Source organism: Kitasatospora sp. NPDC088351, assembly GCF_040685575.1.
In the GTDB taxonomy this organism is placed as follows: domain Bacteria; phylum Actinomycetota; class Actinomycetes; order Streptomycetales; family Streptomycetaceae; genus Kitasatospora.
In genome coordinates this window covers 81,618-92,832 of record NZ_JBFBIL010000032.1, presented here as the reverse complement: position 1 = coordinate 92,832, position 11,215 = coordinate 81,618, and the positions used below count along the sequence as shown (strand labels likewise).

Here is an 11,215-nt window from a genome sequence, read left to right as displayed (position 1 = left end):
CCAGGTTCTTCGGGCTGGGTGCGGCCGGACGGCGGGGCGGCTGTCACGGCTTCAGCCGGTAGGCGCGCAGCACGGTCTGCTGGACCGTGCCGCCGTCGGCGTCCTCGGCGGTCGTCCTCAGCGAGACGAAGGGGCCGGCCCCGGCGGGCGGGGTGACGGTGATCCGGTGGACGCCGTCGGTGGTGGTGACCGGGGCGTCCTGCCAGCCGGCGCCGTCGTCGAAGGAGACCTGGACGGTGAGGCGCTTGGTCCTGGCGGCGGGCGCGCCGGCCTGCCGTTCGACCTTGGCGGTGAGGGTGTGCTGGTCCCGCGGCGCCTGGTTCTCGGCGTTGACGGGGGCGTTGAAGCGGACGACGCCGATCGGCAGCGGGGCGGTGCGCGGGGCGCCGCCCGGTCCGGGGGCGACGGCGGCGGAGCGGAACGTCCAGACCGCCTCGACGGTGCCGGAGAGCGCCCAGGGCTCGGCCCGGGTTCCCCTGGCGGTCAGCCGGTAGGCGGAGTCGGCGGCCGGGAGGGCGAAGTCGGCGGCCGGCTGGTCGCTCGCGCCGATCCGCTTGCCGTCCCGCTCCAGTTCGAGGTGGACGGTGTCGTCCAGCAGGTCGGGCAGCGGGGAGCCGTAGTGGCCCGGGGCGGCGTCGGTGAACAGCTGCGGGAAGACGGTGAGGGTGCCGTCGCTGCCGCGGGCGACGGCGGGCGCGCCGTTCTTGACGGGGGCGAGGCCGGGGCCGGTCACGGCGGCGTTCCACCGCTCGACGCAGGTGGCACCGGCCGCGCAGAGCACGGTGCCGCTCTGGGTGACGGCCGACGGGTAGTACTCGCCACCGGGGCCGGTCCGCTGGCCGAAGGACGTCTCGCGCCGCTGGTCGCGGACGGTGACGTACTCGGTGCGGGCCGCGGGCAGGGCGAAGTCGGGTTCGACGATGGAGAGTCCGCCGATCCCGCCCGCCTCGGCGTAGCTGCTCAGGCTGCCGGCGGTGCCGGGCGCCGACGCGTAGTAGACGGTCTTCAGGCTGGCGAGGTCGCCGCGGCCGACCGTGAAGGCGGGGTCGGGCAGCGGTCCGGTGGTGTGCAGCAGCAGGTCGTAGCGGTCGGGCAGCGGTCCGGTGCCGGTCGCCGGGCCGTGCTGGATGCTCTGGACGGAGAAGTCGAGCGTCCCGGTCGTGATCCGGCCGCCGGGGATGACGTACAGGTTGCCGGGCCAGGCGATCATCAGGGCGACGTCCGTGCAGTCGCCGTCCTTGACGGCCCGGTAGCAGTAGCCGGCCGAGAGCGAGTACGGCGTGGCGCGCCGGTCCGGCACGGCGACGGTGATCTGGCGTCCCTGGCGGGCGTCCAGCGTGAGCAGGCCGTCGCGGCGCAGCTCGATCTCGGGCTGGAGGAACATGGTGCTGGTCGGCTTGACGCCGTCGGCGCCGGGGGTGACCAGCTTGCCGCCCAGGTTGTAGCGGCCCTCGGGGACGGTGGCGGTGGCGGTGCCGTTGTCGAAGGTCAGGCCGTACGACTCGTGGGTGTCGAGGTCCAGCAGCCGGACCTGGGAGGCGCCGTTCTCCCGGTCGCCGGGGCCGACGGGTGCGCCGTTGCGGTCGACGGCCTGGACGGTGACGGTGTGCCGGACGGCCTCCCGGCTCACCGCGTACGCGGTGCCGACGGCGATGCCGCCGGGGGCGGTGCCGGCCAGCCGCCCGGTGAGCGAGGCGCCGGCCGGGACGCGGCCCGGGTCGACGGTGACGGTGGCCTCGGCGGTGCCGCCGGCCGGGACGGTCAGCCGGGCGGGCGTGACGGTGAACGCCCCGGCCGGGCCCGCGGCACCGGCGCGGTCGGTGACGGCGGCGGCCAGGTCGAGGGTGACCGGCGCCTGGCCGGGGTTGTGGTAGGTGACGGTGCGGGTCACGGCCGGGCCCGCGGGTGGGCCGTCGAAGTGGATCCCGGTGCCGTTGGCGGTCGCGTACACGCTCTGGCCGGTGGCGCGGGCGAGGTCGGTCAGTCCGGCGCCCTGCTGGTAGGCGCTCTGGCCGGCGGCCGGCCGGGCGGAGGAGGTGAGGGCGGCCTTGAGCTGTGGGCCCTTCCAGTCCGGGTGCTGCTGGGCGAGCAGCGCGGCGGCGCCCGCGACGTGCGGGGCGGCCATCGAGGTGCCGGAGATGGCGGTGTAGCGGTCGCTGACCGGGCTCTGGCCGTCGGTGCCGGCCGCCCGGGTGGCGACGATGCCCGTGCCGGGCGCGGTGAGGTCCGGCTTGACGGCGTGGTCGCCGGTGCGCGGGCCCTGGCTGGAGATGCCGGCGAGGGTGCCGTCGCGGTCGACGGCGCCGACGGTGAGCGCGGCGTCGGCCGAGCCGGGGGTGCCGACGGTGCCGGCCCTGCCGCTGTTGCCGGCGGCGGCGACGAACAGGGTGCCGTAGCGGGCGGAGAGGGTGTTGACGGCCTGGGCCATCGGGTCGGTGCCGTCGGTGGGCGGGCCGGTGAGGCTGACGTTGACGATCGGCGCGCGGGCGGCGGCCCACTCCATGCCCTGGAGCACCCAGGACTCCTGGCCGTGGCCCTCGTCGTCGAGGACCTTGCCGACGAGCAGTTCGGCGTCGGGGGCGACGCCCTTGAAGCGGCCGTCGGAGGCGGCGCCGTCGCCCGCGACGATCGAGGCGACGTGGGTGCCGTGCCCGTCGCCGTCGGCGACGCCCGAGGGCTGTCCGGTGAAGTCGGAGGTCTCGCCGACCGAGCCGGCGAGGTCGGGGTGGCCCGCGTCGATGCCGGTGTCCAGCACGGCGACCTTGACGCCCTCTCCGGTCCAGCCGGACTGCCAGGCCTGCGGGGCGCCGATCTGCGCGGTGGAGCGGTCGAGCGCGGCGCCGACCTTGCCGTCCAGCCAGACCTTGTGCACTCCGCCGGGGGCCGACCCGGTGATGGACCGGCCGCTGGTGGACTGGCCGAGCTGTCGCCAGAGTTCGCCGGTCCGGCTCTTCTCCGCGCGCAGCGCGCTGCCGTGCACGCTGTCCAGCGCGCGGACCGCCTTGGTGCCCGCGGGCGGGGCGGCGGGGGCGAGGCTCTTTCCGCCCGCCGTGTCGTAGCCGACGATCAGCGGCAGGTCGGGGCTGTGCTCGTCGTCGTAGCCCTGGGCGACCAGCCCGGCGATGTCGAACAGCCGGGGGTCGAGGCGGCCCGCGCGCAGCGGCCCGGCGGCGTCCTGCGGGATGAGCCCGAGCGTGCCGAAGGGGCCGGGCTCCTGGCTGAAGGTCAGTTCCTCGCGGCCGGTGCCGGGCTTGACGGCGACGACCGTCACCGTGCCGTCGGCGCCGATCCGGGCGGTGACCCGGTCGCCGGTGATCAGGGTGACGTGCACCAGGCGGCCCGGTGCGGTGCCCGGGTGCTCCCCGGCCGGTGCGGGTGCCGCCGAGGCGGCCGGGGTGACCGCCGTGGCGGCCAGCACCGCGCCCAGTACGGCGGCCGTCCACCGGCCCGCCGTCCGTATGCCTTGCATTCATATCCTCTCGGTCGGGCGGCGCCCTCGGTTCGGGTGCTGCTCACTGGTCCTGCCGAGGGATCGACGGAAGTGCCGGGGCCGGAGGATGTCCTGGGGCGGCAGAAAAAATCCGAAAAGATTTTCGTGGTCCGGTGTCATCCCCCGGGGTGGCCGGCTCCGTCGGAGTGATCAGAGACGAACGGAGGGCGTGCGCTGTGCGTACCGCAGACCTGGAGGAATTCCGCGGCTTCGCCGAGGACCGGTTGCCGCACCTGCGGCGGACCGCGTACCTGATGTGCGGTGACTGGCACCACGCCGAGGACATCACGCAGACGGCGCTGGCCAAGCTGTACACCGTGTGGGGAAAGCGGCACCGGATCGACAACCTGGAGGCCTACGCCCACCGGGTGCTGACCCGGGCCTGCATCGACCACACCCGGCGCCGCTGGCGGCGCGAGGACCCGACCCCCGAGCTGCCCGACCGGGCCGGCCCGGGGACGGACCCCTCGCTCGGCCTCCAGATCCGGGCCGCCCTGGCCGCCCTGCCGCCGCGTCAGCGCGCGGTGGTGGTGCTGCGGTTCTGGGCGGACCTGGACATCGCGGCCACCGCCAAGGCACTCGGCTGCACCGCCGGCACCGTCAAGAGCCACAGCGCCCGGGCCCTCGTCCGGCTGCGCGAACTGCTCGGCGAGACCGACCCGTTCGGCGAGCTCGCCACCACCCCCACCCCACTGAAGGAAGCCCTGTGAGAATCGACGACGCCCTGAACGAGCACGACGAGGTCCGGACCCTGCTGGCGGCCGGGCTCGGCGCCGAACCGCCGCTGCGCGCCGACACGGTCGGCGCGGCGGTCGCGGCCGGCCGCCGCCGGGGCACGCGGCGCCGCCTCGCCCGCGCCGGCGCCGGGGTGGCGGCCACCGCCGCGCTGACCGCGCTGGTGGTGGCCACCCCCGGCACCGGTGGGGCGCCCGCCGCCCCGGGCACACCGGGCCCGGCCGCCGTGGCCGCCGCCGACCCGCTGGCCGGGCCGCTGGTCCTGGCCGGCTCGGCCGGCGACGCCCCGCAGACGCTGCGCCCGGACTCCTTCGGCCCGGGCACCGGCCACCCCACCGACTGGACCAGCCGACAGCTCGGCGACGCCCTGGCCGGGCTGCTCCCGTCCGGTGCCACCACCGTGCGCGAGGGCGACATCCCCGGCCGGACCTTCCGGGTGGACTGGGACGGCGGCACCGGCCCGGTGGAGTTCATCGGCGGCGCCGACCGCACCGCCGACGCGCCGAAGGTCCCGTTCTGCGCCCGGATCGCCCTGCCGAAGGTCACCGCCCGGCCCGGCGTGCCCGCCCCGGCGGACGTGGTGCCGACGAACGACTGCCAGGTGGTCGAACTCGCCGACGGCGCCCGGGCGGAGACGGTCACGCTGACCTTCCCGCAGGACGGCCGCGGCTCGCAGTACGTCCGGGTGCAGCGCGCCGACGGCCGGACGGTCACCCTGCAGCAGTGGACCGCCCGCCCGGAGGCCGCCCTGGAGACCGCCGCCCTGCTGGCGATCGCCAACGATCCCGCCTGGCGGTTCTGAGCGGTCGGGGTGTCCGGGCCCGCGCCCGGACACCCCGGCCCTGCCGGTCCGGCCGTCGCCGCCGCTACTGGTCCCGCGCGGCCTGGGCGAGCTTCTCCCGGGCGTCGGCCAGGTCCTCCTCGGTGGGCGCGTCGTCCTGGGTGAGCCGGTGCCGCCAGTACCCGGCGAACTCGACGGACGGCCTGGCCAGCCCGCGCTCCTCCACCAGATGGCGGCGGAGCGCGCGGACGGCGGCGGCCTCCCCCGCCAGCCAGGCGAACGGCGTGCCGCCGGGCAGGTCGGCGGCCCGGACGGCGGCGGTCAGCGGTCCGCCGGGGGCGGCGCCGTCGCGGTGCAGCCAGTGGACGGTGAGGTCGGCCCGGCTGTCCAGCCGCTGCCGCTCGGCCTCCTCCGCGACCTCGATGAACGCGACCGCCCCGGTGCCCGGGGGCAGGGCCTCCAGCAGGGTGCCGATCGCGGGCAGCGCCGTCTCGTCCCCGGCGAGCAGTACCCAGTCGGCCTCGGCGACGGCGGTGGCGAGCGGGACGGGCCGGGCGTAGAGCTCGGACGGCCCGACCATGCCGAGCCGGTCCCCGGGCCGGGCGCGGCGCGCCCAGGCGGCGGCCGGGCCGCCGTCAGGACCGCTGTCCGGGCCGGAAGCCGGCCCGCTGTCCCCGTGCAGGACGAAGTCGATCTCCAGCAGCCTGGTACCGGGCCGGCGGTGGCGGACGGTGAAGCTGCGCAGCCAGGGCCGCTCGGCCTCGGGGACCGCGAGACAGGCCCGGTACCAGCCCATCGGGTCCTCGCTCCGTGCCGGGAGGACGGGCTCGGCCTGGCCCTCCCGGGGGAAGCAGAGTTTCACCTGCTGGTCCGGCAGCCGGCCGACGGTCTCGTCGAGGGTCTCGGCCTCGAAGGTGACCCGGGCCATCCGCGGAGTGAGCCGCTCGACCTGGGTGACCTGGATGAACGTGACGGGCAGTAGCACTGTCGAACCCTCCGGTTCCGTTCCACCGACTGATAACCTTACGCCATAAGGAGTTACCTCGACCGAGGATACTTTACGGCATAAGGAGTTGCCACCGTGGTCGTCTTCGCCGGACAGGGCGACGCCCGCCGCTCGATGTCCCTGCTCTGGCGCGCGCCGGACCGGCCCCGTACCGGGCGCAGCGGCCCCAAGCCCGGCCTGAGCGTGGACGCGATCGTGACGGCCGGCCTCGCGGTGGCCGACGCCGAGGGGATGGGCGCGCTGTCGATGCGCGCGGTCGGCGAGCGGCTGGGCCGCACCGCCATGGCCCTGTACACCTACGTGCCGGGGAAGGCCGAACTGGTCGATCTGATGCACGACCGGGCCCTGGCCGAACTGCCCACCGACTACGAACTCGCCGCCGGCTGGCGGCCCGCCCTCACCACCTGGGCCGAGGACCTCTTCGCCTGCTGTCTGCGCCACCCCTGGATGCTCCAGGTCTCCCAGGCCCGCCCGGTGCTCGGCCCGTCCGAACTGGGCGCGATGGAGACGGTGCTGCGGATCCTGCACGGGACGGGCCTGGAGCCCCGGCTGCTGCGAGGCGTGGTCAGCACGCTCTGGCAGTTCGTGCGCGGGATGGCGCAGGTCGCCGCCGACACCCGCGCGGCCGCCTCCGCCACCGGGGTGCCCGACGAGGAGTGGTGGTCCGCCCGGTCCACCCAACTCGCCGAACTCGCACCGGACTTCGCCGATCGCTTCCCCTTGCTGACCGCCCTGGAGAGCGGCGCCGCCGCCCCCGCGGCGGAGGACGGCGGCTACCTGGAGGGCCAGACCAGGGAGAGCTTCCGCACCGGCCTCGCCGTCCTGCTGGACGGGGTCGAGACCGCGGTCACCCGGCCGGACGGACGCTAGCGTGCCCGGCCGATCCGCCCGGTGACGACGGCCAGGGCGGTGCCCAGCACCACCAGCACGGCGTACCCGGCGGTCTCGTGACCGCCCGGGACCAGGTAGCGGACGAAGCCGAAGAGGCGGAAGCCCCCGAGGTGGTCGGAGAACAGGCCGCTGATCCCTCCGACGACGAGGGCGAAGCTCACGAAACCGAGCAGATTCTTCATGCCCCTGAGCCTAGAGACCCAGGTCAGCGCCGGTATCCGACTTTCGGAGCGACCTGCCGCCACCAAAGTCGCGCACCCGGCGGGCACCCGCGGCAGCGGAGAACAGCGCGGGAGCGGCCGCCAGGGCGAAGCAGAGCGGCAGCGGCAGCCGGCCGACCAGCAGGCCGACGGTGGCGGTGCCGCCCGCCGAACCGGCGTTGAAGGCGGTGTTCACCCAGGCACCGGCCCGGGTGCGGGCCTGCGGCGCGGCCGCCTCGTCGGCCAGCAGATAGGCGGTGGTGACGGCGGGTGAGACGAACAGCCCGGCGAGGGCGACGGCCGCGGCCAGCGCCGGCAGGTTCGGCGCCAGCCCCGCGCCCGCCAGCGCCAGGCCCAGCCCGGCGGCCAGCAACGGCAGCCGGGCCCGGTTCGGGGCGGACCAGGTGACGGCGCCGTAGGCGAGACCGCCGACGGCGCTGCCCGCCGAGAGCGCCGCCAGAATCCAGGCCACCGCCCCGGCCTGGCCGCGCGCCTCCGCGAAGGCCACCACCATCAGGTCCAGCGCGCCGAGCGCCAGCCCGGTCGCGGCCGAGGCGAGCACCGCCCGGCGCAGCGCTCCCCCGCCGCCCGGGCGCTCCCCGGACACGGCCGACCCGGTCCCGTCCACCTCCCGCGCGACGGGGGTGGAGACCAGCGCCAGGGTGCCGGCGAGGACGAGTCCGGCACCCGCCGCCACCGCGGCCGCCGGACCGGCGACCGTGAGCAGCAGACCCACCAGCAACGGGCCGCTGACGAACAGCAGTTCCTCGGCGACGGTGTCCAGGCTGTACGCGCGCTGGAGCAGTGCCCGGTCCGGCAGCAGCCGGCGCCACAGCGTCCGCATCACCGGCCCGAGTGGCGGGGTGCAGGCACCGGCGGCGACCACCAGAGCGCCCGTCAGGACCGGCGGCGCGCCCGGCCGCCAGGTGGCGCAGGCCACCAGGGCCAGCAGCCCGGCGTACAGCGCGGCCATCGGCGGCAGCGCGCGCCGGGGACCGTACCGGTCGACCAGGGCGGCCCGGGTCGGCGAGAGGAAGACGCTGGTCAGCCCGAACAGGGCCAGCACGGTGCCGGCCACCGCGTAGGAGCCGCCGGAGTCCCGGACGGCCAGCATCATCGCGAGCGGGACCATCCCGTACGAGAGCCGGCCCAGCAGGGCGGCGCCGAAGGTGCGGCGGGCGTGCGGGGTCCGCAGGACGGCGGCGTAGGAGGGGGTGTGCGAAGACCGCGAAGACGAAGGCGGCGAAGACTGCGAAGACAAGGAGACGTTCCTCGGCGGAGGCGGGCAGGGCGGGGCCGTACCCGAAGGCGTGCGGGGACACCGGAGCGCCGTGCCCGGCGAGGGGGCACGGTCGTGGCGGGTCCACTACGCACGGGGGAGGAACATGCCCGGTACCGTACCAGGCCCGCCGTCCGCCCCGGCAGCCCGGGGCGGACAGCGGCAGGGTCCCTAGGGAGCAGCGCCCCGGGGAGGGGCCCGGACGGAGCAGCGGGCCGGGCGGGCGGACGGCCACGCGGGTACGTTCGCCGTGTGCAGCAGATGTCCTCCCAGGTCAGAAGGCTGGCGGCGGTTTCCGTCGGCCCGGCGCTGGTACTCGCCGCCGTGGCTCCGGCCGCCTCCGGGCAGGACTCGGCCACCGTGGTCGGCGGCGAGCGGCTGGCCCGCTCCACCGTCCAGGTGGCGCCGCTGGCCGGGGCGCCCGCGCTGCCGTCGACGCTGACCGGGCGGTCCTGGCTGGTGGCCGACGCGACGAGCGGGGAGGTGCTGGCGGCGCGCGACGCCCATCTCCCGATGCCGCCCGCCAGCACGCTGAAGATGCTGTTCGCGGACACCGTGCTGCCCCGGCTGGACCGGTCGCTGGAGCACAAGGTCACGTCGGCCGAGCTGGCCGGACTGGGCCCGGGCAGCAGCCTGGTCGGCATCAAGGAGGACCTGCCGTACCGGGTCGAGGACCTCTGGCGGGGCGTGTTCCTCAGCTCCGGCAACGACGCGGTGCACGTGCTCGCCCATCTGAACGGCGGCCTCGCCCTGACCGTCGCCCAGATGCAGGACCGCGCCGAGGCGTTGCAGGCCCGGGACACCCATGTGGTCTCCCCCGAGGGTTACGACCAGGACGGCCAGGTGTCCTCGGCCTACGACCTGACGCTGTTCGCCCGGGCCGGCCTGCGCAACAAGGACTTCCGCACCTACTGCTCCACCCGCACGGCCCGTTTCCCGGGCGGGGTGGACAAGCTGACCGGTCTGCGCACCTCGTTCGACATCGCCAACACCGACCGGCTGCTGGGCAGGTACCCCGGGCTGATCGGGGTGAAGAACGGCTACACCACCAACGCCGGCGCCACCTTCACCGGGGCTGCCGTACGCGGCGGCCGCACCCTGCTGGTGACGGTGATGCACCCGGAGTCGCAGCAGCAGGTGTACGACGAGGCGGCGAGCCTGCTCGACTGGGGGTTCGCGGCGGCGGGCCGGGTCGAGCCGGTCGGCCGCCTGGTGGACGAGGCCGGTGCCGACGCACCCGCCTCCTCCGCCCCGGCCGGGGTCCTGCCGCGCGCGATCCGGCAGGCCGACCACGCGCTCGGCCCGGGCGGCTGGACGGCGGTCGCCTTCTCCGTGGCCCTGGCGCTCTGGGCCTCGGGGCGCGCGCTGGCCCGCCGCCGGCACGGCGCCCCGGCCGTCACCGAGACGGCGGTCACCGAGACCGCCGCTGCCGAGACCGTGGCTGCCGGGACCGCCGCCGCCGAGGCCGTGGCGCCGTCCCTCCCCCTCACCCGGCCGGAGGTCACCGCCCTCGGTGGCTCGACGGTGGTCGGCGGCGGCCGTCGCCGACCGGGTCGGCGGGCCCGGACGCTGCTGGTGTCGGCCCGCCGCCGGCTGCGCGCCCGTCGGCACCGCTGACCGGTCAGCGGCCGTCGGCCCCCGGTGGTCCGACCGCGGGCGCACGGTGCGGGCCGCCCCCGGCCGTGGCGGGACGCCGGGCCGATGACGCCTAGACTTCCGGCCATGAGCGCCGCCACACCCCCCAGCCCGCAGGAGAGGCTCGAACGCCTCGTCCGGCTCTCCGCCGGGAGCTACCTGCTCGTCACCACGTACAAGAAGGACGGCACCGGCGTGCCGACCCCGGTCTGGGTGGTCCGTGACGGCGACGCGCTCGGCATCTGGACCGTCGCGGACTCCTGGAAGGTCAGGCGGATCCGCAACCGCGCCGACGTCCTGGTCGGCCCGTGCGACGTCCGGGGCAACCCGACCGGCGAGCAGTACCCGGCCACCGCCGAGATCCTCGGCCCCGAGCGCACCGCCGCCTACCGGACGCTGCTGCGCCAGAAGTACGGACTGCTGGGCGTGCTCACCCTGCTCGGCAGCCGGCTGCGGCGCGGCGAGCGGGCGACCGTCGGCATCCGGCTCACCCTGACGGACTGAGGGTACGCTCCACCCGCATGACCCCGCCCTCCTGGCTCGTCCCGCACTGGCCGCTCACCCTCACCACACCGCGTCTGACGCTGCGCCCGCTCGCCGCGCCCGACCTGCCGGCCCTCGCCGAGCTGTGCCGCGACCCGGAGGTCCGGCGCCACCTCGGCGGCCCGGTGCCCGAGGAGCGGATCGCCGTCCGGCTCGCCGCCGCCGAGGGGGCGCCGGGCGCCTTCGCGGTCACGCCCCGCACGGACGGCCCACGCCCGGAGGCCGGACCGCTCCTGGGACTGGTCAGCCTGGACGCCGACCACCGGGCGGCCGGACGCACCGAGCTGAGCTACCAGTTCCTCCCCCGCCACCAGGGCCGCGGCCAGGCCCGCGAGGCGGTGGCCGAAGCCGTCCGCTGGGCCGTCGCGACCGCCCCGGCGGGGTGGCCGGTGGTCGCCGTGACCCAGGCCGCCAACACCCGCTCCCGGTCACTGCTGGAACACCTCGGCCTCCGCCCCGCCGAGCGGCTCACCGAGTACGGCGAGCCGCAGGTGCTGTACGTCCTCCCCGCGCCTGGCGACAGTTGACGCCCCGTCAGGTAGTGGACCGGGCGGCGGGCCGTCCGCCGCGCGGCTCTTGAGGTCCACGGCCACCGGTCCGGCCCCGATCCGTGCCGCGCGGGCCGGTCATGATTCCCCTCCGCCAATAATAGCTC

At 76.3% G+C, this 11,215-nt stretch carries 10 protein-coding genes; 6 read left to right on the top strand and 4 right to left on the bottom strand.

Going from position 1 to position 11,215, the window contains the following annotated elements; all coding sequences use genetic code 11:
• Positions 1 to 43 precede the first annotated feature (43 nt).
• Complete coding sequence (locus AB0P06_RS22440) at positions 44 to 3,469, bottom strand: S8 family serine peptidase (RefSeq protein WP_363609951.1); 3,426 nt, start codon at positions 3,467 to 3,469, stop codon at positions 44 to 46.
• A gap of 197 nt (positions 3,470 to 3,666) precedes the next feature.
• Here AB0P06_RS22440 and AB0P06_RS22435 point away from each other — a divergent pair, with 197 nt between their 5' ends.
• Both AB0P06_RS22435 and AB0P06_RS22430 read left to right on the top strand, forming a co-directional pair.
• Positions 3,667 to 4,200, top strand: a complete 534-nt coding sequence (locus AB0P06_RS22435; protein WP_363609949.1) for a SigE family RNA polymerase sigma factor — start codon at positions 3,667 to 3,669, stop codon at positions 4,198 to 4,200.
• Positions 4,197 to 5,027, top strand: a complete 831-nt coding sequence (locus AB0P06_RS22430) for a hypothetical protein (RefSeq protein WP_363609947.1) — start codon at positions 4,197 to 4,199, stop codon at positions 5,025 to 5,027. The genes AB0P06_RS22435 and AB0P06_RS22430 overlap by 4 nt, the downstream gene beginning before the upstream one ends.
• 64 nt (positions 5,028 to 5,091) lie before the next feature.
• Here AB0P06_RS22430 and AB0P06_RS22425 read toward each other — a convergent pair whose 3' ends face one another.
• Positions 5,092 to 5,991, bottom strand: coding sequence for a siderophore-interacting protein (locus AB0P06_RS22425; RefSeq protein ID WP_363609945.1), 900 nt, complete (start codon positions 5,989 to 5,991; stop codon positions 5,092 to 5,094).
• A 96-nt stretch (positions 5,992 to 6,087) separates the two neighbouring features.
• Here AB0P06_RS22425 and AB0P06_RS22420 point away from each other — a divergent pair, with 96 nt between their 5' ends.
• Positions 6,088 to 6,882, top strand: coding sequence for a TetR/AcrR family transcriptional regulator (locus AB0P06_RS22420; RefSeq protein ID WP_363609943.1), 795 nt, complete (start codon positions 6,088 to 6,090; stop codon positions 6,880 to 6,882).
• On the opposite strand, the gene AB0P06_RS22415 is transcribed toward AB0P06_RS22420, so the two are convergent.
• Both AB0P06_RS22415 and AB0P06_RS22410 read right to left on the bottom strand, forming a co-directional pair.
• Positions 6,879 to 7,085, bottom strand: coding sequence for a hypothetical protein (locus AB0P06_RS22415; RefSeq protein WP_363609941.1), 207 nt, complete (start codon positions 7,083 to 7,085; stop codon positions 6,879 to 6,881). The two genes, AB0P06_RS22420 and AB0P06_RS22415, sit on opposite strands and share 4 nt — an antisense overlap.
• A 10-nt stretch (positions 7,086 to 7,095) precedes the next feature.
• Positions 7,096 to 8,364, bottom strand: a complete 1,269-nt coding sequence (locus tag AB0P06_RS22410) for an MFS transporter (RefSeq protein ID WP_363609939.1) — start codon at positions 8,362 to 8,364, stop codon at positions 7,096 to 7,098.
• Positions 8,365 to 8,643: 279 nt separating this feature from the next.
• Here AB0P06_RS22410 and AB0P06_RS22405 point away from each other — a divergent pair, with 279 nt between their 5' ends.
• The 3 genes from AB0P06_RS22405 to AB0P06_RS22395 all read left to right on the top strand — a co-directional run bounded on the left by AB0P06_RS22405 (position 8,644) and on the right by AB0P06_RS22395 (position 11,087).
• Positions 8,644 to 9,999, top strand: a complete 1,356-nt coding sequence (locus AB0P06_RS22405; protein ID WP_363609961.1) for a D-alanyl-D-alanine carboxypeptidase — start codon at positions 8,644 to 8,646, stop codon at positions 9,997 to 9,999.
• 105 nt (positions 10,000 to 10,104) lie between these two features.
• Positions 10,105 to 10,521 (top strand): PPOX class F420-dependent oxidoreductase, encoded by a 417-nt coding sequence (locus AB0P06_RS22400; protein WP_363609937.1) that lies wholly within the window; start codon positions 10,105 to 10,107, stop codon positions 10,519 to 10,521.
• A gap of 17 nt (positions 10,522 to 10,538) precedes the next feature.
• Positions 10,539 to 11,087 (top strand): GNAT family N-acetyltransferase, encoded by a 549-nt coding sequence (locus AB0P06_RS22395; RefSeq protein ID WP_363609935.1) that lies wholly within the window; start codon positions 10,539 to 10,541, stop codon positions 11,085 to 11,087.
• Positions 11,088 to 11,215: the final 128 nt, after the last annotated feature.

Bases quoted from the DNA above. Each gene is read 5' to 3' on its own strand.
- AB0P06_RS22440 (WP_363609951.1), bottom strand. From the start codon at position 3,469: ATGCAAGGCATACGGACGGCGGGCCGGTGGACGGCCGCCGTACTGGGC.
- AB0P06_RS22415 (WP_363609941.1), bottom strand. From the start codon at position 7,085: ATGAAGAATCTGCTCGGTTTCGTGAGCTTCGCCCTCGTCGTCGGAGGG.
- AB0P06_RS22405 (WP_363609961.1), top strand. From the start codon at position 8,644: ATGTCCTCCCAGGTCAGAAGGCTGGCGGCGGTTTCCGTCGGCCCGGCG.
- AB0P06_RS22400 (WP_363609937.1), top strand. From the start codon at position 10,105: ATGAGCGCCGCCACACCCCCCAGCCCGCAGGAGAGGCTCGAACGCCTC.
- AB0P06_RS22395 (WP_363609935.1), top strand. From the start codon at position 10,539: ATGACCCCGCCCTCCTGGCTCGTCCCGCACTGGCCGCTCACCCTCACC.